Consider the following 21,634-nt stretch of genomic DNA (forward strand, 5'->3'; position numbering starts at 1 on the left):
TGCATCACTACCTCATACTGTCATTTTATTCAGAAAACGGGTACACTAATCATATACTGACCAAAAAGGAGTGTACACATTATGCCAGTTGTAACTGTTAAGATGCTTGAGGGCCGTACAGATGATCAAAAAAGAGCTCTTGTTGAAAAAGTAACGGATGCTGTTGTAGAAACAACAGGTGCATCACCTGAAAAAGTATCCATTATCATCGAAGAAATGTCTAAAAACCATTACGCTGTAGCGGGCAAGCGCATGAGCGATCAATAACGCCTACATAAAAAAAATGCCATAGGAGTTGACCTATGGCATCTTTTTAATGTACAGACAGAGTTGCCTGAAGTTTTTCAATATATTCGTATGCTTCTGCAATGTCTTCTTCTGTATAGTTTTGCTTACGCTTTAACGTAAACACTTTTTCTTTTACTTCTTCTTTAGGTAAGTTATCAAAATATAAAATCGTAGAGACGAGCTCCAAAAATTTAGAGCTTTGCTCGTTCATATCCTTCATACATTCCTGCAAGTGAGGAAGCTCTAAGTCATAGTGACTTAAAAATCCTTCTCCCGCTTCTGTTAATACGTAACGATACTGCATATACCCGCCTTTTTTCTCTTTAATTTCACTTAAAAAGCCCAAGTTACACAGCTCCTCAATTCGAAGCGTTAATTCCTCAGAATAAGGTCCAAAAAAGTGAAAATTATACTTTTCATAAAAAGGAAACTTCAGTTTTTTTCCGATAAATATCATCTTTTGTAACTTTTTTCTGCCAACAACTTCTCCCGCCGCGGAAAATACTTTCACAATCTTTGCGTGATCGTTTAACACAGCCCCTTCAACTCCTATACTATTTAACTCTGATCTCCTTTTAGTAAGTTTATAATCTGATCTTTAACTTTTCGCTTAGACGACAATTGATCAATGAGATCTTGTGGAAAATATAATTTATGATCGGTTCTCTTTTTCCCTGAAATTGCTTCAACAATCTCCGACTGACGTGATAATTCACGCACTTCATTATTTGGCATCAACAGATGAATCGGCAAACGTTCTTCCTCTTCACCCGGTCGATAAAAATCGTATGGTAGGTCGCTTGAAGAATCGACGACTAAATAATAATCTGGGTTAATGCCCGCTTTTTTAAAAAGTGTTGTAAGCTCCATCCACATTTTCATTTGTGAATTTGGATTAAACTCAATGTATTTAAAAAGCTGACGATTCATAAATCTTCGGCATAGATCAGATAAAATTTCATCCTCTTCTTCTTCCCATGCTTGAAAATAAAATAAAATAACAGATTCATCTAATTTCAAATACTCTTTTAGCGATATTTCTTCTTCAAAAATCGAATAAAAATGAGTGGGCTCCTGCTTGAACTCATAGTAATGATGATGGAGCTCTTTCGCGCGATGTAAAATTTTTGTCAAAATAACTTCAGCACTTCTCGTAACAGGATGAAAATACACTTGCCAGTACATTTGGTAGCGGCTCATAATATAATCTTCAACCGCATGCATACCGCTGTGTTTAATCACGGCTTGGTCTTCCCGAGGACGCATAACACGAAGAATTCGTTCCATATCAAAGTGACCGTAGCTTACTCCTGTGTAATACGCATCACGCTGCAAATAATCCATGCGATCTGCATCAATTTGACTGGAAATTAAACTAACGACAAGCTTATTTTCATATGTTTTCGCGATTACTTCGGCCACTTTTTTAGGAAAATCCTTTCCCACTTTCGTCAACACTTGATTTACCTCCGTGTCACCTACGATAATGGCTTGTGTAAATTCTTCATGATCTAAGTGGAAAACCTTCTCAAATGAATGTGAAAACGGACCGTGACCTAAATCGTGCAGTAAAGCAGCACAAAGACAAAGAAGACGCTCATCTTCATTCCATTCAGGGCGTCCTTGAAAACCGTCATCAATAATACGGCGCACAATTTCATAAACACCTAAGGAATGACTAAAACGGCTGTGCTCAGCCCCATGAAACGTTAAGTATGTCGTTCCTAGCTGTCTAATACGACGCAGCCTTTGAAATTCGGCTGTCCCAATTAGCTCCCAAATAACACGATCTCTTACATGGATATAGCGGTGAACAGGATCTTTAAATACTTTTTCTTCACTGAGTTTTTCATTAGGATATGTCATTTACATACCTCTCTATCTTCACTTTGTTGTTGCTATAATTTTTCGACACTCACTTCCTATTTTCCTATTCAGAATAAAAAATCACCTTGTCAAGCAACCAAGGTGATTTACCTAACAAACAAGGCGATTCTGTTTGTAAGAAGCTCGTTCGACAAATAAGTAGCAGAAAAGCAGCTATTTATTGTTTCACTATCTATTTTTTTACTTTTTTTTCAATCTTCTCGATTAATTCGTCCTCTGTTGGCGCTGCTACAGGACGGTTATTTACAAATGCAAATGACTTTTTACGTCCGGGTCCACAGTAAGACTGGCAACCGATTTGTACTTCAGCTTGTTCATCTATTTTTTTAAGTCGAGGTAACAACGTTTTGACGTTTGTTGCCTGACAATCATCACAAATTCTAAATTCATTTGCCATGTTGACACAATCCTTTCAAAATTGGTTCATCATTTTGTCTAAGGGGTATTTTACCCCTATTTGAAGTCCGATGCAAGTTAAAGAAGGAAGCAAAATCTATCATACTCCTAGAAGAAATGGTATAAAGTATGGATTTTTTGTACATGATGATACTACAAAACATGATTACTATGAGTCATGGAAAATAGAGGAGTGAACAAAGTGAAAGATAGACAAGATGCTTGGACAGAAGAAAACGACTTATTATTAGCTGAAACAGTATTGCGCCATGTCCGCGAAGGAAGTACGCAGTTGAATGCGTTTGAAGAAGTTGGAGATGAATTAAATCGAACTTCAGCAGCATGTGGATTCAGATGGAATGCTGTTGTACGCCATCAGTATGAAAAAGCACTGCAGCTAGCTAAAAAACAGCGAAAACAGCGTATGCGTGCACTTGGACAAGAGCAAGGCAAAAAGAAATTATTATATACGCCACCAGCATCTGTAGAGCATGTGGAACAAATGATGTCTGCGCCTACAGCAACATATAGCTTACCTGAAACACACGTAGAAAGAAGCAGCAGTGAGGAGCTTTCAATGGCTGATGTTATTCGCTTCTTGCAAACAATGCCAAATCAAGCGAGCAATTTACAAGCATTGCAAAGCGAAAACAAACGCTTGATGCAAGAAAATGCAGAGTTAGCTAAGAAAAACACAGAGTTGGAAAAACAAATTAAACATCTCGAAGCTAATGCTACTACTATTCAAGAAGACTATGAAACATTAATGCAAATCATGAACCGTGCGCGAAAGTTAGCTCTATTTGATGAAGAAGAGCGTTCTTCTACTACGTTTAAAATGGATCGTAACGGAAATCTTGAGAAAATGGCTGAATAAGCTACACGAACGAAGAAAGAGGGATGTCAAACTTGGCTCTGCTTTCTTCTTTTTCTATTTTACAGACAATGACCTGACGCCTTTATGCTATAATATGTTCGTTTACTGTTTATAAAGGGGTTTGAGATATGCAGCAGAATAGTTTGAAACTTTTAGCACAGCCCGCTTGGCGTATTATTGATCAATCCAGTCTAGGTCCTCATTTTGATGCCCGTCATTCTTTTGCCATCGATGACACGCTTTGTACAACCGTTGGAAGAGGTGAATCTCCAGCTGTCATGCGCTCATGGGTGCATCACGATACGATTGTATTAGGCATTCAAGATACAAAGCTCCCTCACCTGGCTGAAGGTGCAGCTTATTTACATGAACAAGGGTATAAAACAATCGTCCGCAATTCAGGCGGCCTCGCTGTCGTACTTGATCAAGATGTTCTAAACATTTCTTTAATTTTTCCAGATGCAGAAAAAGGAATTGATATTGATCGTGGCTATGAAGCCATGTTTGATTTGATTAAGGCCATGTTTGCATCTTACGGTACCGCAATTGAAGCGAAGGAAATCGTAGGATCCTATTGTCCCGGCAGCTTTGATTTGAGCATTCGCAATCAAAAATTTGCAGGCATTTCACAGCGACGCGTTCGCGGCGGTGTGGCCGTACAAATTTACTTATGCGTTAACGGAAGCGGCTCTAAACGCGCTTCTCTCATTCAAGAGTTTTACAAAAAAGGGCTCCAAAACACAGAAACTAAATTTTCATACCCAGATATCGAGCCTCATACAATGGCTTCTCTATCTGAACTATTACAGATTGATTTAACCGTTTCTGATGTCATGCTGCTTTTATTGCAAACACTGAATAGCATGAGCTCTTCTCTTGTAAATATGCCTTTAAATGCTACCGAACAAATGCTGTTTGAGACGCAGCTGCAGCGCATGTATGACCGCAATGAAAAAGCGTTGGGTTCATTAGCCGAATAAAAAAACTCCGCCCTAGGACGGAGTTTTTTTATTAAAGTGCTTGAGCAGCTGTGATTAAAGCAAGCTTGTACACATCTTCTTCGTTACAACCGCGAGATAGATCGTTTACCGGTTTGTTTAGACCTTGTAAGATTGGACCTACTGCTTCGAAGTTTCCTAAGCGCTGTGCAATTTTGTAACCAATGTTACCTGCTTCAAGGCTTGGGAATACAAATACGTTTGCATCTCCTTTGATCACTGAACCTGGTGCTTTCTTTTCAGCTACAGAAGGAACAAATGCTGCGTCGAATTGGAATTCGCCGTCTAATGTTACGCTTGGTGCTAATTCTTTTGCAATTTCTACTGCGTTTGCTACCTTTTCTGTTTCCGGAGATTTTGCTGATCCTTTTGTTGAGAAGCTTAGCATAGCAACACGAGGATCGATATCGAACATTTCAGCTGTACGAGCACTTTCGATAGCAATTTCAGCTAAATCTTGGCTGTCAGGTGAAATATTAATTGCACAGTCAGCAAATACGTATTTTTGATCGCCGCGAACCATGATAAATACGCCAGATGTTTTCTTAACACCTTGTCTTGTTTTGATAATTTGTAGAGCAGGTCGCACCGTGTCTGCTGTAGAATGAGCAGCTCCGCTTACAAGACCGTCAGCTTTGTTCATATGAACAAGCATTGTGCCAAAATAATTTTCATCTAATAAAATTTTGCGAGCATCTTCTTCTGTTGCTTTGCCTTTACGACGCTCAACAAATGCTGCCACCATTTCATCAAATTCAGAGTAGCTTTGAGGATCTAAAACCTCAACACCGTCTAATTTTACGTTTAATTCTGCTGCTTTTGATGCTACCGCGTCTTTATTTCCAACAACGATAGGCTTTAAGATATTGTCGGCAGCTAAACGAGAAACAGCACCTAATACGCGCTCATCTAATCCCTCTGGGAATACGATTGATACATCGCTAGCTGATACTTTTTGTTTTAAACCTGTAAATAAATCACTCAAAGTAAATCCTCCTCGATATGTAAAAAACTTTTCTCATAATAGGATACTCCACTTTTTTTAAAAATCAAAGGCATGTCCTTCAAGAATCCATGATTACGAAAAAGTCTTTTAATTCTTAATTTTCCGCTAACACTCAAAATAAAACCTGTTTTTACTTTGCAACAATTGTTTAAAGTTTAGTCACAAAATCACAGGTTTTTCATTCCAGTTCTTCGGACAAACTATGATATAGTAGAATTGGAATTTATCATAATCGGACAATAGGAGTGAAACGAAATGGCAGAAGCAGCACAAACATTAGACGGTTGGTATGCACTTCATGATTTCCGTTCAATCGATTGGGGCGCTTGGAAGCAGTTATCAAGCGACGATCGCCAAGCGGCCATCCATGAATTTTTAGGTTTGATTGAGAAATGGAAAGGAACTGAAGCTGAAAAGCAAGGCAGTCATGCTTTATATACCATTGTCGGCCAAAAAGCAGATTTTATGCTAATGCTTGTTCGTCCTACTATGGAAGAACTAAATGAAATTGAAACAGAATTTAACAAAACAAAGCTTGCTGAGTTTACCATTCCTACTTATTCATATGTATCAGTAGTTGAATTAAGCAACTACTTACCTGCTGGGGAGGATCCTTATGAAAATCCTCAAATCCAAGCTAGACTATATCCAACTTTACCAAAAGCTAGTCACGTTTGCTTTTATCCAATGGATAAACGTCGTCAAGGAAATGACAATTGGTACATGCTTCCTATGGAAGAACGACGCAGCTTAATGCGCAGCCACGGAATGATTGGACGTCAATACGCTGGAAAAGTAAAGCAAATCATTACGGGTTCTGTTGGGTTTGATGATTATGAGTGGGGCGTTACTCTTTTTGCAGATGACGTTCTTCAATTTAAAAAATTAGTATACGAAATGCGTTTTGACGAAGTAAGTGCTCGCTACGGGGAATTTGGCAGCTTCTTTGTCGGAAATTTATTAAAAGAAGAAGCTATTGCACGCTTTTTACACGTTTAAACTAAGCTGCAAAAGCGTTCATCTCTTTTATAAAATTTAGTATATAAAAAACCTGTTTCCACTTGGAAACAGGTTTTTTTATTTTCTACCCATGGCATATTCGCATCTACAGGACCATATATATACAACAGTGTCACAAGTAAGCGAGGTGGGATAATGGCAGTCGTTGCACACAACGAAGAAGATGTTAAGCTCCTAGCCAGACTCATTCGAGCTGAAGCTGAAAGTGAAGGAAAACAAGGGATGTTACTGGTAGGAAATGTAGGCGTGAACCGCGCTAAAGCTCCCTGTTTGGATTTTAGAAATATAAGAACCATTCGTCAGATGGTATTTCAAAACCCAGGCGGATTTGAAGCAACTCAAAAAGGCTACTTTTATCAGCGTGCCCGCCAGTCTGAAATTACACTTGCACGACGTGTATTAAGAGGGGAACGTTTTAACCCCGCGGAAAACTCACTGTGGTTTTTCAAGCCCAGCGGCGACTGTCCTGCTCAATGGTATAACCAAAATAACACAGGACGATTTAAATCTCACTGTTTCTTTGCACCAACTCAAGCTGATTGTCCAGGAGTTTACTAATTTCTTTTTGTTTGAAGGAGGTTCCTATGAAAAAACCAAAGTCTAATCAACCGCAACAGCAATATATGCAAAATCCGTATATGAGTCCAAACTACCCTTATTATATGCCTCAGCCGCAGCAGCCCCAGCCAGGCGGCCAGCCGCAGGTTCAAGGGCAAAGCCAAGGAGGGCCACCCCCTACCTCTTCTGGAGGCAGTGGTGCCCCGCAAGACCCAAATCAACTGCCTATTGAAGAATCATATATTGAAAATATTTTACGTTTAAATCGAGGAAAAATAGCGACTGTATATATGACGTTTGAAAATAATACGCAGTGGAACGCGAAGGTCTTTAGAGGTATTATTGAAGCGGCCGGACGCGATCATATCATTTTAAGCGATCCACAGACTGGAACGCGCTATGTACTGCTTATGGTTTATCTTGATTACATTACCTTCGATGAAGAAATTAAATACAATTATCCATTTGGCGGTGGAGGCCAACAGTTGAGCAATTATTCTCCGCGTTAAAAAAACCCCTTTTCAGGGGTTTTTTTATAGCCATTTTACAGCTGCAACAACAATTAAAATCCAGGCTACAATAAAAGCAACTCCACCTAGGGGAGTAATCGCGCCAAGAACTTTAATACCGGACGTACTTAATACATAGAGACTGCCTGAAAACAGCACAATCCCTGCAAACATAATCCAGCCCGAAGCTGTTAACAAAGAAGACTGAGGAAATTTGCTTAATAAAAACGCAATAACGAACAGCCCCATTGCATGGAACATTTGGTACTGCACTCCTGTTTTCCATACCTCTAAATACTTCTCTGAGATTTTCCCTTCTAACCCGTGTGCTCCAAAGGCACCAAGAGCAACCGCTAACATCGCATTGATTGCACCGATTATTAAAAATAGTTTCATGTTTTTCTCCTCACTTTAGAAATCAAACAAACTATCGCCGTTTGCATCATCTGATTTCAATTTCGTTCCTTCAAAATTAGGTTTGGATGACTGAATAATCTGTTGCTGCATAATCTCAGGCGATTGCATAATTTCCGGTGAAGACATGACAACAGGTTTTGAAACCGAGACAGGTTTCGATGCTGAAACCTCTTCATTTTGATCTAATGCAAGCTCACACAGTGCTTTGATAGCAACCAATTGATCTCGAACGTTCCCACTATTCGAATGGTGCTTCGCTTTTTGTACTTCTGCACTAATTTTATCAAGGAGCTGCGCCATTTTTATATCCATGTAGACACCTCATCTTACATTCAATATGACTTTATACAGCTATTTTATCAAAAGATGAAATAGGAGGCTATGTCTGAAGCTAATCTTCATGAAATGCTCACTTTTACACATCATCAATTTGCCAATCGATGGATTGACGTCCGTGTTGGAGCAAAAACTCATTTGCTCGTTGAAAATGATTATTGCCAAAAAAGCCTCGATTAGCTGAAAATGGGCTAGGATGCGGGCTTTCCAAAATTAAATGGTGTGAATGATGAATGAGCTCTTTTTTAGCTTGTGCATGTTTGCCCCACAGCAAAAACACGACCGGCTCCTCTTTTTGTGCCACTAATTCAATAATGCGGTCCGTCAGCTGTTCCCATCCTTTTCCTTTGTGAGAATTCGCTTCCCCTCTTCTAACCGTCAAAACAGTGTTAAGCAAAAGAACACCTTGTTCTGCCCATTTGACTAAATAACCGTTATTCGGAATGTGATAGTCCATTTCATTTTTCAGCTCTTTGTAAATATTCACTAAAGAAGGCGGTGTTTTGACTCCTGGTTGAACAGAGAAGCTCAGTCCATGCGCTTGATTTGGTCCATGATAAGGATCTTGTCCCAATATGACAACTTTTACATTTTTATAATCCGTATAGTGTAAAGCGTTAAAAATATCATATTTATCAGGATAAATGGTGTGGTGATTATATTCATCCACTAAAAATTCTCGAAGCTGTATGTAATAGTCTTTTTGAAATTCTTCTTCTAATAAAGGAGCCCAGTCATTTTTTAAAATACTCATTGCTTATCACCTCATAATAATCTTTTTTGTTATTTTATCGTAAACTCTGCCGCCTGCTCAAACGTTGCCTGCTTTAAATACGCTGAGAGCCTGGGCATATTTTAATATTGTCATGTTCAATGAAACTTTGTATACACTTATAAAGAGTGTATTTTTATATTAAAGGAGGGATTCCATATGATCATCAGCAATCCCCACCAAATAGACGTAACCTACAGCCTGGGTGTTACACCCGTTGAACCAATGATACCAAGAAAATACACCGTTTTCCCAGGTCAACACACTTCTGTTCCTTCCATTCAAATCGGCATTGAATTTGCCTACGATCATATGCAAAAAGAGCGGAACGAATATTTAGCATCCTTCGTCTTCGATAAAGGTTTTTATTCCCTTACTGTGTATTATTACATCGGTGCGCATACATCAACAGATGAAACCATTACACGCTACCTTCACTTTTTAGAACAGCTCCCTGTTATTCTATCGTCTATCTATCACGCTGATGCTTCCTTTTTCGAAAAACATCCACTTTTAATGCACTGTCCTATTTTTATCATTGCCGATAGCCCTGAGCTGCCATTTTCAACAAAAAAATCTATCGGTTCCCTGTATCAATATAAATAAATGAGAAAAGCTACTGTTAAAATAACGGTAGCTTTTTCTCCGTATTCGAAACAAAATACTTTTAAACTTGTTAAAAACATGGAATAATAACTACAAATTGTTTTAATCTATTTGCGTTAACCCTTTAAAATCGTTACAATTTATTAGTAGTTCTATACATAAAGGAAAAGGTAAACAAGCAATCATTCGTTTGTTTATAAAGGCCGAGTTTAACGGGCAATGAATCCCCAGATTTCATTTAAGTGTTGTCTGTTAAAGCGGAAAAAAATTGAACGTAACTACGACAAAGTGAGGTCCTAGAAGTAATGACAAATGTACAACCAAAATCCATTATCGTAATTTTTGGCGCTACAGGTGATTTAGCAAAACGTAAGTTATTCCCCTCTATTTTCCGCTTATATAAAGCGAACAAACTATCGGAAGATTTCGCTGTTGTTGGTGTCGCAAGAAGACCTTGGACTAATGACGAATTACGCGAAAATGTAAAAAAATCAGTGAGCAGTTTCAAAAACAGTGACGCTGACATTGAAAAGTTTGCTTCACATTTTTATTACCAACCGTTTGACGTAACAGATGTCGCTTCTTATCAAGAATTAAAAAGCCTAACAGAAAGCCTTGATGAGCAATACAACGTGCCTGGAAATCGTATTTTCTATCTAGCAATGGCACCTGAATTTTTCGGAACGATTGCTTCGAATTTAAAAAATGAAGGTTTAACACAAACAGAAGGCTGGAGCCGCCTAGTCATTGAAAAGCCGTTTGGCCATGATTATCCTTCTGCTAAAGAATTAAATGAACAAATTCGCCATGCATTTAAGGAAGATCAAATTTATCGTATCGACCACTATCTCGGTAAAGAAATGGTGCAAAATATCGAAGTTATCCGTTTTGCAAATGCTCTATTTGAACCGATGTGGAACAACCAATACATTTCAAACATCCAAATTACGTCTAGTGAGACGCTTGGTGTAGAAGACCGTGGCCGTTACTATGAATCTTCAGGTGCCCTTCGAGATATGGTACAAAACCATATGCTTCAAATGGTGGCCCTACTTGCAATGGAACCGCCGATTAAATTAACACCGGAAGAAATTCGCAGTGAAAAAGTAAAAGTATTGCGTGCTCTTCGCTCTTTATCAGTGGATGAAGTAGATGATTATTTTGTACGAGGTCAATACGGCAAAGGTGTACTTGAAGGAGAAGAAGTTATCGGCTATCGCGAAGGAAACTCGGTTGATCCTGAGTCTAATACCGCTACATTTGTATCTGGTAAGCTTATGATTGATAACTTCAGATGGGCTGGCGTACCGATTTATATCCGTACAGGTAAACGCATGAAAGAAAAAGCAACGACAATTGTTGTACAGTTCAAAGACTTACCAATGAACCTGTACTTCAATAAAGATAAAGAAATTCATCCAAACTTGCTTGTCATTCATATCCAACCGGAAGAAGGCATTACGCTTCACTTGAACGCGCGTAAAACGCCAGGTGCCACATCATCCACACCGATTAACTTGAACTATTGCAATAACTGTGGAGATAAAATGAATACACCGGAAGCTTATGAACGCCTTATTTATGATTGCATGCTTGGAGATGCAACGAACTTTACTCACTGGGATGAAGTAGCCCTTTCTTGGAAATTTGTTGATACTATCTCAGAAGCATGGGAAAGCACAAAAGCACAAAACTTCCCGAACTACGAATCAGGTTCAATGGGACCAAAAGAATCAGACGCATTGCTTGCTGAAGACGGTTTCCACTGGTGGCCAGTCGGAGAAGACAACTTCTCACCTAAAGAGTAAATAAAAAAAGCAGCTGTAGTATACAGCTGCTTTTCTTGTTTTTTATTTTAACCACTCAGTATGGAATACGCCCTCTTTATCAACACGTTGATATGTGTGAGCTCCGAAGTAGTCACGTTGCGCTTGTAAAAGGTTCGCTGGTAGCGTTTCTGTACGGTAGCTGTCATAGTAAGCTAATGCACTTGAGAAACTTGGTACAGGAATACCTTGTTTAACCGCAATTGAAATAACTTCACGAAGAGCCGACTGATAGCCTTCTACGATATCCTTGAAGTATGGGTCTAACAATAAGTTTGTTAGATCTGCATCGCGATCGTAAGCTTCTTTAATTTTTTGTAAGAATTGTGCACGGATGATACAACCACCGCGGAAGATCATTGCAATATCACCATACTGTAAATTCCAGTCATATTCTTCAGAAGCTGCTTTCATTTGAGCAAACCCTTGCGCATATGAACAAATTTTACTCATGTACAATGCTTTACGAATTGCTTCTACTAATTCGGTTTTATCGCCTTCAAATGCAGCTGCATTTGGACCGCTCAATACTTTGCTTGCTTTTACACGTTCTTCTTTCATAGCTGAAATAAAGCGTGCAAATACAGATTCTGTAATGATTGGTAGTGGTACACCTAAATCAAGCGCACTTTGGCTTGTCCATTTACCTGTACCTTTTTGACCTGCAGTATCTAAAATAACGTCTACAAGTGCTTTACCTGTTTCTTCATCTTTTTTCGTAAAGATATCAGCTGTGATTTCAATTAAGTAGCTATCTAGCTCGCCTTTATTCCATTCAGCAAATACTTCATGTAATTCATCTGTTTCTAAGCCTAATACGTTTTTCATGATGAAGTATGCTTCACAAATTAACTGCATATCGCCATACTCGATGCCGTTATGAACCATTTTTACGTAGTGACCTGCACCATTTGGTCCAATGTATGTGCAGCAATCATCGCCTTCAACTTTCGCTGAAATAGCTGTTAAGATTGGTTTTACAAGTTCATATGCTTCTTTTTGTCCGCCAGGCATGATTGAAGGTCCTTTTAATGCGCCTTCTTCTCCGCCGGATACGCCTGTACCGATGAAATGGATACCTAATTCTTCTAGCTCTTTGTTACGACGAATTGTATCCTGGAAGAATGTATTTCCGCCATCGATTAAAATGTCGCCTTTTTCTAAGTATGGTTTTAACGAATCAATTGTTGCATCTGTAGCAGCACCAGCTTTAACCATTAATAAAATTTTACGCGGTTTTTCAAGAGAATTAATAAACTCTTCCACACTGTATGTACCTGCAAAATTTTTACCTTCTGCTTCTGTTTTTAGGAACTCTTCTGTCTTTTCAGGAGAGCGGTTATAAACTGAAACAGAATAGCCTCTGCTCTCAATGTTTAGCGCCAAGTTTTTCCCCATAACCGCTAAACCGATAACACCGATTTGTTGTTTTGCCATGTTAAATTCTTCCCTTCATGTGTAATATGAATTGGTCAACCTAATCGTAACTGAACATATCATAAAGAAAGTTACAGATTCAAGTTTGATATAACCATAATCATACGTTTTATTATACACATTTGAAAAGAATCATGCTCACCGAACATTGATTATTTTGAAGAAAATTTCGATAAAATAAGTGAAATGAACGCAGTTACTAATCATCCGTACATTCTTAACTACCTTTAGACGCATTTTAACATTTTCTTAAACAATTACTTTTGTTAAAATATTAAGCAGTTAATCATTTCAATGAATTGATGATCAACACGGTTGTTACCGTTTTACTATATTTACTGCAGCTAAAAAAGCTGCACTAGTACTTATTTTGTTTTACGAAGAGGGATTTTATATATGACAAAACCAATCAAAGATCCGTTCAAAGAAAATTTTGATACGCTTGAAGAATTTGCTGATCGCATTAGCGAGGTATTGAACTGCCCTATTACGATTGAAGATGCTAATCATCGCTTACTAGCTTACAGCACCCATGATGAAAGAACGGACCAAGCGCGTATTGCTACGATTATTGGAAGAAGAGTTCCGGAAAAAGTCATTAACAACTTATGGAAAGAAGGCATTATTCCGAAACTGCTTGAGACAAATGAACCTGTGCGTGTGAAAAATATAAATGAAATCGGGCTTGGAGATCGTATAGCCATTTCTATCTGGAAAAATGAAGAAGTTCTAGGATTCATTTGGGCTGTGGAAATTGAGAAAGCCTTAGGCGATGAAGAAGTGGAGCTATTAAAAAAAGCTGCGAATGTATTAAAAAACAAATTGCTGCAGCTTCAAATTCGAAAATACAAACGAGAGGAGCGCTCACAGGAATTTTTCTGGAAATTATTAACTGGCCACATTAAGTCTCGCCAAGAAATTTCAGAAGCGTTTTATGAAGCTCAAATTACGGCTCCATCAGCGTTTTCCATTGCTATCTTCCGCTTCCAAGAAGATATTACGCCTGAAGCTGAACGCCAAATTTCGTATATGTTGAAAACAATGCACCGCTTAAAAATCGTTCTTTATACGATTGATTGCAATGATTTAATCTTACTGCTTTCTTTGGATGCGGTTGAAAATCCTCTTGATGAACAGCGAGATTTTGTAGACTATTTTAGAGGAAACATGCATGAACGCTTTGATGTTACTCAAATTAAAGCCAGCTGCAGCAGTATTTATTCATCGCACGATCATATCGAAAAAAGCTATAAAGAAGCTTTGAACGTATTAGATATGAAAAGTAAGTTTCCAGAAGAAACAAAAGAGATTATTAACTATCAAGAATTAGGTATTTATCAATTTCTAGATGTTATTTTAGACAAGCGCGTTCAAGATCAATTTGAAAACCATTCTTTAAAGAAGCTAACTGATTATGACCTTCGTCATAACAGTAACTTGGTGGAGACTCTTGAAGTATTTTTAAATAATGATAACAATATTAATGAAGCAGCCAAAGAATTAAATGTGCATATGAATACACTTAGCTATCGATTAAAGCGAATTTCAGAGATTGGTGATATCAACTTAAAGGATGTTAATCAAAAAATGACTCTTTATATTGATATTAAGTTAATGAAATATAAAAAATAACAGATAATGTTATATTTTTTAACAGAAAGCTATTTATTTATTTTCCGATAAATAAATAGCTCTTTTTTTATGTTTTCTTCCCTTAACAATGTTAGATAACCTGACATAAAAATTAAAAATTCTGATAAGTAAGCGGTTACATTTGTGTGTTTAAACAAAAACCGCTTCTTCAATTCTTCTTTCTAGACAAAGAAATTTCACAAAACTTTCTTTATACTAAAGATACACAAACGACCAAGGGGGAAATTAATCATGATTATTGGCGTACCAAAAGAAATCAAAAACAACGAAAACCGAGTAGCGATTACACCAGCAGGCGTAGCATCATTTGTTGGTACAGGTCATCGTGTATTAATTGAAAATGAAGCGGGTATTGGAAGTAACTTCACAAACGAAGATTATGTAAAAGCCGGAGCTGAAATTGTTGAGACAGCAGCTGACGTGTGGGCACAAGCTGAAATGGTCATGAAAGTAAAAGAACCATTAGCAAGTGAATACGGCTATTTTAGACCAGGTCTTATCTTATTCACTTACCTTCACTTAGCAGCTGAACCAGCACTGGCAAAAGCATTAAAAGATAGCGGTGTAACGGCTATTGCTTATGAAACAGTGGCAGTCAATCGTACATTGCCTCTATTAACACCTATGAGCGAAGTAGCAGGACGTATGGCTGCTCAAATTGGTGCACAATTCCTTCAAAAATCAAACGGCGGAAAAGGAATTTTATTAGCGGGTGTTCCTGGAGTTAGCCGCGGAAAAGTAACGATTATTGGAGGCGGCGGTGTTGGTACAAATGCTGCAAAAATCGCAATCGGCCTCGGTGCTGATGTAACAATTATTGATTTAAGTCCTGAACGCCTACGTCAATTAGACGATATCTTTGGCAACCAAATCAATACGCTAGTGTCAAATCCCTATAACATTGCGGATGCAGTAGCAGAGTCAGATTTAGTGATTGGTGCAGTATTAATCCCAGGTGCAAAAGCTCCAAAACTCGTAACAGAAGAAATGGTGAAAACCATGAAGCCAGGTTCTGTTATTGTTGACGTAGCAATCGACCAAGGTGGTATTGTTGAAACAATTGACCACATTACAACACACGATCAGCCTACTTATGAAAAGCACGGTGTTGTACACTATGCAGTTGCGAACATGCCAGGAGCAGTTCCACGCACATCAACGATTGCTTTAACAAATGTAACGGTACCTTACGCACTTCAAATTGCTTCTAAAGGTGTTCACAAAGCAATCGCTCAAAACGAAGCGTTAAAATTAGGAGTGAACGTTGCAAACGGAGCTATTACGTACGAAGCAGTTGCACATGATTTAGGTTATGATTATGTATCAGTAGACGTAGCTCTGGAAAAAGAATTAGCTTCTATTTAATAGATAGTAAAAAACGTCCTTAACCCTCTGTTAAGGGCGTTTTTATTTTGAATAAACAGCAATTAGCTGTAAAAAACACGACTATTTAAAGCTTTGTGTATCTGTTCACCGGTAATCTCCGGTACCATTGGCCAGAATTCAGGAGTAGGAAACATAAGGTTGCTAGGCGTTCTATTATGATTACCATCTAATTCATGAAATGGTTCAGGATCATCTGTCTCGTTAAACCGATTCGTAATAAACATAAAGTGACCTAATTCATGTGCAAGAAGATACTCATCTGTACTTGCATTTGTCATAATCACAAGTGGAAAAGAGTTATAAGTTACAGCAAGAGTCGATGAATAGTCAAAATTAACAGGCCCAAATCTATTTCCATTCATATAAAATACGTATACATCAGCGTCTTGACAAACTTTTCGGCCAGTTTCAAGCATTGCTTGTACCATTGTAAGATGACTAGCTCCTCTAATTGGAAAATTTTCCTCATTACTTACAATGCCACTGATGTTTTCCAAAAAAACAAATGAACGTGTAATAGTAAATGTAACCCCCTGGATTAATTGGTTTTTCTCATATTGTTTCCATATCCTATTAGCAGCCGCTATGTCTCTTTTTACACGGTTGGGAACTGTAGACGGATTATCTTTAGAGTTTCAATCAACTTTAGCTCCTGGTAATACGATTATACAAACATTTAAAGTACCTGTCTTAACAGTTTTGAAGTTATCGCTCATTAAATTCGATTTCATATAACAGTCTTTGTGATTTCTCTTTTGAAGTTGTGATTGATTAGAAGAATCCGGGGCATCTTTATAACTGTCATGATTATAATGTTTTTTTATGTGAATCACCCTTTCTTAAGTTTCTATTCATTTTATTCATTAAGAAAAAGAGTGCTTGTACAATAAGGTAAAAAGCCTTTTAATAAGAAGTTTTTTAGCATCCGATTACTTGTGAAGGTGGTTACTCTTAAGTTTATGTAAAGTAAATGTTCAAATCACCTTATATCTCATTCGCTAACGTTCATTTAACTCATGCTTCACAGTCAGTCATGATAATTCTAAATTACACGTAGGATTCATACAGTTTTTAGAAATTGAATATCTACATTAAAAGCGATAAAATAGAAGAAAAAGTGAATGGAAGAAATTTATCTAAAACACATTGGGCAACTAAAAGCCGCCCGGTAGAAATTTTACTCTATTTTCTCTATGAACTTAAAATACGGGAGGATTTTTTATGACAATGAATAAAGCATTAACCATTGCTGGTTCTGATAGCAGCGGCGGAGCTGGCATTCAAGCGGATTTAAAAACATTCCAAGAACTTGGTGTTTACGGAATGACAGCTTTAACAACAATTGTAACAATGGATCCCGATAACAGCTGGTCTCATAACGTATTTCCACAACAAGCTTCCACTGTTGAACAGCAGCTGAAAACAATTGTAAAAGGCGTAGGCGTACAGGCTCTAAAAACGGGTATGCTTGGCTCAGTGGAAATTATTGAACTAGCGGCAAAAACAATTGAAGAATACGATTTAAAAAATGTTGTAGTAGATCCTGTGATGGTATGTAAAGGAGAAGACGAAGCGCTTCATCCGGAAACAACTGTCAGCTTGCGTGATGTACTAGTTCCAAAAGCAACAGTCGTAACGCCTAACTTATTTGAAGCTAGTCAATTAAGCGGACTTGGCCCTATCAAAACGGTTGATCAAATGAAAGAAGCAGCCGTGAAAATTTCTGAACTTGGTGCCAAATATGTATTGATTAAAGGTGGAAGTAAATTAGCACACGAAAAAGCAATCGATTTGCTTTATGATGGAAAGACATTTGAGATCTTAGAGTCTGAACGTATTGAAACGACATTTACACATGGTGCTGGATGCACATACTCAGCTGCGATTGCTGCTGAATTGGCAAAAGGCAGTGACGTCAAACAAGCTATTTATACAGCAAAAGAGTTTATTACAGAAGCAATTCGCCATTCATTTGCTTTAAATCAATATGTCGGACCAACAAATCACGGTGCATACCGTCGTAACAAAGAAAAAGTAACAAACTAAAAGCATGCCTAAAGGCATGCTTTTCTATTTTGCTTATTGTTTGACTGTTTCAAGCGCATTTAAGATAGCTTGAGCTACGCCGTGCTCGTCATTTGTGCCTGTTACGATATGGGCAAACTCTTTAATTTCTTGAGGGGCATTTCCCATCGCTACGGCACGTCCAACTCGCTGAAACATCGATACGTCGTTATAATTGTCTCCAATGGCCATCGTTTCTTCTAAAGAAATATGGCGTTCTTGAACAAATGATGTAACCGCAATTCCTTTTTGAGCATTTTCATCATTTATTTCAATATTTTCTTTACCAGATGCACTGACTGCAATAGAATCTAACTTCACAAGTTCTACTTTTGCCTGTTCTAACTTTCCTTCATCAAAAGAGAAAGCAAGCAGCTTATAAATGTCCTTGTTTGGATCTTGAAACAGCGCTTCATACTCTTCAATAAGCTTTACTCTGCCGCTATTGAAACGCTCTTTTGCCGCTTCTAACGATTTTTCATAATTATCTTTTAAGCTAGCACTTAAATAAATATCCATTAATACGGACAAAGCTTTTTCATAGTCATTTGAATACGTACCTTCACTTGTATAGACTTCAAAGTACAGCTGAAACTTCTTAAAAATATCTTCTACTTCACGAATAGCTTCCATCGTCATGCCTACTGAATATTGTTTTTCCCCTTGTGGATTGCGAAGCTCTGCTCCGTTTGCACAAATTAAATATGTATGAAGTCCTGCTTCTTCTAAAACATAACGCGCTTCTTCATAAGAACGTCCCGTAGCAACAACAACTTCCACCCCTGCCTTTTGAGCTGTCTTAATCGCTTGGGCATTTTCTTTACTTACAACTTGTTCACTATTTACTAGCGTTCCATCCATATCGATCGCAATACATTTAATCATGATGTACCCCTTCCTATGTATCTTTGCTCTCTTATTTTATTCTAGCATATGTTTTTTAGCGCTTTGCTACTTGCATGTAAAAGATTTACTAATTTTTTGTATACGCGCTGTTATAATCTGTTCCTTTTCTTGCTTTCTCGAAAACCTCTTTGATCGTCTTTACATGCAAATCAGCTGTTGAATATACGCGAAAATTCACATCCTCTTCCCTCAGATGCTTACCAACGCCGATAGAAACCATATCTGTTTGATTAATAGCTTTTATACCTGCCTCTCCATCTTCTATTGCCACACATGCATCGGGTTTTACTTTTAATTGATCGGCAGCTGTCAAAAATATTTCTGGATCTGGTTTTCCCTTCTTGATTTTCCTTACATCCACAATACAATCAAAAAAAGAGCGTATTCCTAGCGCATCTATTACAGTATTTGCATTCGAACTAGAAGAAGCAATTCCCATTTTAATGCCTTGTTTTTTACAATCTTCTAACAACATTTTAATGCCTGGAAGTAAATGATCTTCTGTCATTTCTCTTATTAAAGCCTGATAATGCTTATTCTTTTCATAAGCAAGCTCTTCTTTTTGTTCCACTGTCAGGTGTACATTGCCTTGCGCAGCAATGAGCTCTACAGTTCTCATCCGGCTGATTCCCTGCAGCTGTTGATTTAGTTCTTCAGAAAACGAAACGTTAAGTTGATCTGCTACTTTTTTATTTGCCCTATAATATAAATGTATTGTATCTGCAATAACACCGTCTAAATCAAAAATAATCGCTTGTAGCTCTTCTTTTTTCATATTATCCTCCTCTGTACCTATCTTTATGCCATTACTTAAATGCTTTTATTACATCCCACCATGTTAAAATACCGTTGATATTGTTCACTTTATCATAAAAATTTTTTCATCATTTATAATTTATGAATAAATTTTTCAAAAAAAGAGAAATTACAGTATTGCATTATGAAAGCCCTTTTATTACAATAGGTTTATGCAAACGGTTGCACTATCTTAAAAATATAGTTTATCAAAAAATAAAATGAAAACCCATACATAGGGGAAGGGGAAAAACTATGAAGAAGTTCTTTTCATTTGATTTTTGGCAGAAGTTTGGTAAGGCTTTATTAGTAGTAGTAGCGGTTATGCCCGCAGCTGGTATCATGATTTCACTTGGAAAACTAGTTGCAATGACTGGGGGAGACATCACTGCTGTACAAACAATTGCACGAGTGATGGAAGATATAGGATGGGGTATCATTACAAATCTTCACATCTTGTTCGCTGTTGCCATCGGGGGATCTTGGGCAAAGGAACGTGCTGGCGGTGCATTTGCTGCACTCATTGCATTCATTCTTATTAATCGAATTACAGGAGCCATTTTTGGAGTTAAAGCAGAAATGCTCTCAGATTCAAAAGCAACGGTGCAATCACTGTTTGGACAAGAATTAGTTGTAAAAGACTACTTCACATCTATTTTAGGATCTCCCGCTCTTAACATGGGAGTATTCGTAGGAATTATCGCTGGTTTCTTAGGCGCAAATTTATTCAACAAATATTACAATTATGATAAATTGCCTGAAGCTCTTTCGTTTTTTAACGGCAAGCGCTTCGTACCGTTTGTAGTCATCGGTGGTTCAGTTGTAACGGCACTGCTTTTATCCATTGTGTGGCCGTTCATCCAAGGTTCGCTAAACAGCTTCGGACAGTGGATTGCAACATCTAGAGATACAGCTCCTATTCTGGCACCATTTATTTTCGGAGCATTAGAGCGTCTCCTTCTTCCGTTTGGTCTTCATCATATGCTGACAGTTCCTATGAACTATACGGAGCTAGGCGGTACGTACAAAATTTTAACGGGTTCTGGAGCAGGTTCCACTGTTGCCGGTCAAGATCCTTTGTGGCTTGCTTGGATTGCAGACTTAAATAACTTCCGTGCTGCAGGAGATATGGACAGCTACAAGCAGCTCTTACATGACGTTACACCTGCACGATTTAAAGTAGGACAGATGATTTTATCTTGTGCGTCATTAATTGGAATTGCTTTAGCAATGTATCGCAACGTAGATCCTGACAAACGTTCGAAATATCGTTCAATGTTCTTTTCAGCTGGACTAGCTGTTTTCTTAACAGGCGTAACAGAGCCGATTGAATTTATGTTCATGTTCGCGGCGCCTCTTCTATACGTCGTATACGCCATTATGACAGGACTGGCTTTTGCCATTGTTGATATTGTTCATGTTCGCGTACACTCATTTGGCGTAATTGAACTATTAACACGTACACCAATGATTATCAAAGCCGGACTATGGGCTGACTTAATGAACTTTGTCATCGCCTGCCTTGTATTTTTTGGCTTAAATTTTGGAGTGGCAAACTTCTTAATTAAACGTTTTAACTTCCCAACACCGGGACGTAACGGAAACTATATCGATGAAGAAACAACTGCAACAAGCAGCAAGCAGGTGAAAAATGATTCGCTTGCCCCAGTCATTATTGGACTGCTTGGCGGAGAAAACAATATTGAAGACGTGGATGCTTGTATGACTCGCTTACGTGTAACGGTAAAAGATATACATGCCGTTGCAGGAGAAAGTGAATGGAAACAAAACGGAGCCCTTGGTTTAATCTTGAAAGATAAAGGGGTACAAGCTATTTATGGACCTAAAGCGGATGTTTTGAAATCCGACATTCAAGATTTGTTAGGAGCTTAACATA

General features: G+C 38.0%; 23 protein-coding genes. 12 read left to right on the top strand and 11 right to left on the bottom strand.

The genetic code is table 11. The annotated features are described in order from the left end of the window. Window positions 1-81: 81 nt before the first annotated feature. Window positions 82-267, top strand: coding sequence for a 2-hydroxymuconate tautomerase (locus ACH6EI_RS22740; protein WP_013085497.1), 186 nt, complete (start codon window positions 82-84; stop codon window positions 265-267). Between the two features lie 46 nt (window positions 268-313). Here the strand turns inward: ACH6EI_RS22740 and ACH6EI_RS22745 are convergent, their stop codons facing one another. The 3 genes from ACH6EI_RS22745 to ACH6EI_RS22755 all read right to left on the bottom strand — a co-directional run bounded on the left by ACH6EI_RS22745 (window position 314) and on the right by ACH6EI_RS22755 (window position 2,572). Continuing rightward, window positions 314-823 carry a YwgA family protein gene (locus ACH6EI_RS22745; RefSeq protein ID WP_013085498.1) on the bottom strand — a complete coding sequence of 170 codons (510 nt, stop codon included), beginning with the start codon at window positions 821-823 and terminating at the stop codon, window positions 314-316. Between the two features lie 23 nt (window positions 824-846). Further along, the gene (locus ACH6EI_RS22750) at window positions 847-2,154 is read right to left on the bottom strand and encodes an HD domain-containing protein (RefSeq protein WP_013059849.1); all 1,308 of its coding nucleotides are present in this window, start codon (window positions 2,152-2,154) and stop codon (window positions 847-849) included. A 193-nt stretch (window positions 2,155-2,347) separates the two neighbouring features. Then, window positions 2,348-2,572 carry a YuzB family protein gene (locus ACH6EI_RS22755; RefSeq protein WP_013059850.1) on the bottom strand — a complete coding sequence of 75 codons (225 nt, stop codon included), beginning with the start codon at window positions 2,570-2,572 and terminating at the stop codon, window positions 2,348-2,350. Between the two features lie 201 nt (window positions 2,573-2,773). Between ACH6EI_RS22755 and ACH6EI_RS22760 the strand changes: the two genes are divergently transcribed. Together ACH6EI_RS22760 and lipL are read left to right on the top strand one after the other, a co-directional pair. Then, entirely contained in the window at window positions 2,774-3,448 is a 675-nt protein-coding gene (locus tag ACH6EI_RS22760) for an RsfA family transcriptional regulator (RefSeq protein WP_033580385.1), read from the top strand. Between the two features lie 128 nt (window positions 3,449-3,576). Then, window positions 3,577-4,428, top strand: coding sequence for an octanoyl-[GcvH]:protein N-octanoyltransferase (lipL, locus tag ACH6EI_RS22765; protein ID WP_028411958.1), 852 nt, complete (start codon window positions 3,577-3,579; stop codon window positions 4,426-4,428). A gap of 31 nt (window positions 4,429-4,459) precedes the next feature. On the opposite strand, the gene pta is transcribed toward lipL, so the two are convergent. Further along, on the bottom strand, window positions 4,460-5,431 hold the full coding sequence (pta, locus tag ACH6EI_RS22770; protein WP_013059853.1) for a phosphate acetyltransferase: 972 nt from the start codon (window positions 5,429-5,431) through the stop codon (window positions 4,460-4,462). A gap of 276 nt (window positions 5,432-5,707) precedes the next feature. Between pta and hemQ the strand changes: the two genes are divergently transcribed. The 3 genes from hemQ (at window position 5,708) to gerQ (ending at window position 7,539) form a co-directional block, all read left to right on the top strand. Then, on the top strand, window positions 5,708-6,451 hold the full coding sequence (hemQ, locus tag ACH6EI_RS22775; protein WP_013059854.1) for a hydrogen peroxide-dependent heme synthase: 744 nt from the start codon (window positions 5,708-5,710) through the stop codon (window positions 6,449-6,451). A 156-nt stretch (window positions 6,452-6,607) separates the two neighbouring features. Next, window positions 6,608-7,030: a cell wall hydrolase gene (locus ACH6EI_RS22780; protein WP_016765947.1), complete on the top strand. Its 423-nt coding sequence runs from the start codon at window positions 6,608-6,610 to the stop codon at window positions 7,028-7,030. A gap of 26 nt (window positions 7,031-7,056) precedes the next feature. Beyond that, window positions 7,057-7,539 carry a spore coat protein GerQ gene (gene gerQ, locus ACH6EI_RS22785; protein WP_028411957.1) on the top strand — a complete coding sequence of 161 codons (483 nt, stop codon included), beginning with the start codon at window positions 7,057-7,059 and terminating at the stop codon, window positions 7,537-7,539. A gap of 24 nt (window positions 7,540-7,563) precedes the next feature. On the opposite strand, the gene ACH6EI_RS22790 is transcribed toward gerQ, so the two are convergent. The 3 genes from ACH6EI_RS22790 to ACH6EI_RS22800 all read right to left on the bottom strand — a co-directional run bounded on the left by ACH6EI_RS22790 (window position 7,564) and on the right by ACH6EI_RS22800 (window position 9,046). Beyond that, a complete protein-coding gene (locus ACH6EI_RS22790) occupies window positions 7,564-7,935 on the bottom strand; it encodes a DUF423 domain-containing protein (RefSeq protein ID WP_013059856.1) in 372 nt (123 codons plus the stop codon). A gap of 15 nt (window positions 7,936-7,950) precedes the next feature. After that, window positions 7,951-8,268, bottom strand: coding sequence for a YwdI family protein (locus tag ACH6EI_RS22795; protein ID WP_028411956.1), 318 nt, complete (start codon window positions 8,266-8,268; stop codon window positions 7,951-7,953). 103 nt (window positions 8,269-8,371) lie between these two features. Next, window positions 8,372-9,046, bottom strand: a complete 675-nt coding sequence (locus tag ACH6EI_RS22800; protein ID WP_028411955.1) for a uracil-DNA glycosylase — start codon at window positions 9,044-9,046, stop codon at window positions 8,372-8,374. 177 nt (window positions 9,047-9,223) lie between these two features. On the opposite strand from ACH6EI_RS22800, the gene ACH6EI_RS22805 reads away from it, so the two are divergent. Beyond that, the gene (locus ACH6EI_RS22805; RefSeq protein ID WP_013085507.1) at window positions 9,224-9,670 is read left to right on the top strand and encodes a staygreen family protein; all 447 of its coding nucleotides are present in this window, start codon (window positions 9,224-9,226) and stop codon (window positions 9,668-9,670) included. A 305-nt stretch (window positions 9,671-9,975) separates the two neighbouring features. Then, window positions 9,976-11,478: a glucose-6-phosphate dehydrogenase gene (zwf, locus tag ACH6EI_RS22810; protein WP_013085508.1), complete on the top strand. Its 1,503-nt coding sequence runs from the start codon at window positions 9,976-9,978 to the stop codon at window positions 11,476-11,478. Between the two features lie 42 nt (window positions 11,479-11,520). Here the strand turns inward: zwf and gndA are convergent, their stop codons facing one another. Next, entirely contained in the window at window positions 11,521-12,933 is a 1,413-nt protein-coding gene (gndA, locus tag ACH6EI_RS22815) for an NADP-dependent phosphogluconate dehydrogenase (RefSeq protein ID WP_013059861.1), read from the bottom strand. Window positions 12,934-13,329: 396 nt separating this feature from the next. On the opposite strand from gndA, the gene ACH6EI_RS22820 reads away from it, so the two are divergent. Continuing rightward, on the top strand, window positions 13,330-14,565 hold the full coding sequence (locus ACH6EI_RS22820) for a PucR family transcriptional regulator (protein WP_028411954.1): 1,236 nt from the start codon (window positions 13,330-13,332) through the stop codon (window positions 14,563-14,565). Window positions 14,566-14,817: 252 nt separating this feature from the next. Next, on the top strand, window positions 14,818-15,951 hold the full coding sequence (ald, locus tag ACH6EI_RS22825; RefSeq protein WP_013059863.1) for an alanine dehydrogenase: 1,134 nt from the start codon (window positions 14,818-14,820) through the stop codon (window positions 15,949-15,951). A 62-nt stretch (window positions 15,952-16,013) separates the two neighbouring features. Here the strand turns inward: ald and ACH6EI_RS22830 are convergent, their stop codons facing one another. Beyond that, a complete protein-coding gene (locus ACH6EI_RS22830) occupies window positions 16,014-16,400 on the bottom strand; it encodes a hypothetical protein (protein ID WP_224980621.1) in 387 nt (128 codons plus the stop codon). 793 nt (window positions 16,401-17,193) lie between these two features. On the opposite strand from ACH6EI_RS22830, the gene pdxK reads away from it, so the two are divergent. Continuing rightward, window positions 17,194-18,018 carry a pyridoxine/pyridoxal/pyridoxamine kinase gene (pdxK, locus tag ACH6EI_RS22835; RefSeq protein WP_047749570.1) on the top strand — a complete coding sequence of 275 codons (825 nt, stop codon included), beginning with the start codon at window positions 17,194-17,196 and terminating at the stop codon, window positions 18,016-18,018. A 33-nt stretch (window positions 18,019-18,051) separates the two neighbouring features. Here pdxK and ACH6EI_RS22840 read toward each other — a convergent pair whose 3' ends face one another. Beyond that, a complete protein-coding gene (locus tag ACH6EI_RS22840) occupies window positions 18,052-18,921 on the bottom strand; it encodes a Cof-type HAD-IIB family hydrolase (protein WP_028411952.1) in 870 nt (289 codons plus the stop codon). A gap of 88 nt (window positions 18,922-19,009) precedes the next feature. Further along, window positions 19,010-19,717, bottom strand: a complete 708-nt coding sequence (gene pgmB, locus ACH6EI_RS22845) for a beta-phosphoglucomutase (RefSeq protein ID WP_028411951.1) — start codon at window positions 19,715-19,717, stop codon at window positions 19,010-19,012. Window positions 19,718-19,992: 275 nt separating this feature from the next. On the opposite strand from pgmB, the gene ACH6EI_RS22850 reads away from it, so the two are divergent. Continuing rightward, the gene (locus tag ACH6EI_RS22850; RefSeq protein WP_025752447.1) at window positions 19,993-21,630 is read left to right on the top strand and encodes a PTS transporter subunit IIBC; all 1,638 of its coding nucleotides are present in this window, start codon (window positions 19,993-19,995) and stop codon (window positions 21,628-21,630) included. Window positions 21,631-21,634 lie beyond the last annotated feature (4 nt).

The sequence above is a fragment of the Priestia sp. JSM ZJ58 genome, assembly GCF_044383985.1.
In the GTDB taxonomy this organism is placed as follows: Bacteria; Bacillota; Bacilli; order Bacillales; family Bacillaceae_H; genus Priestia; species Priestia zanthoxyli.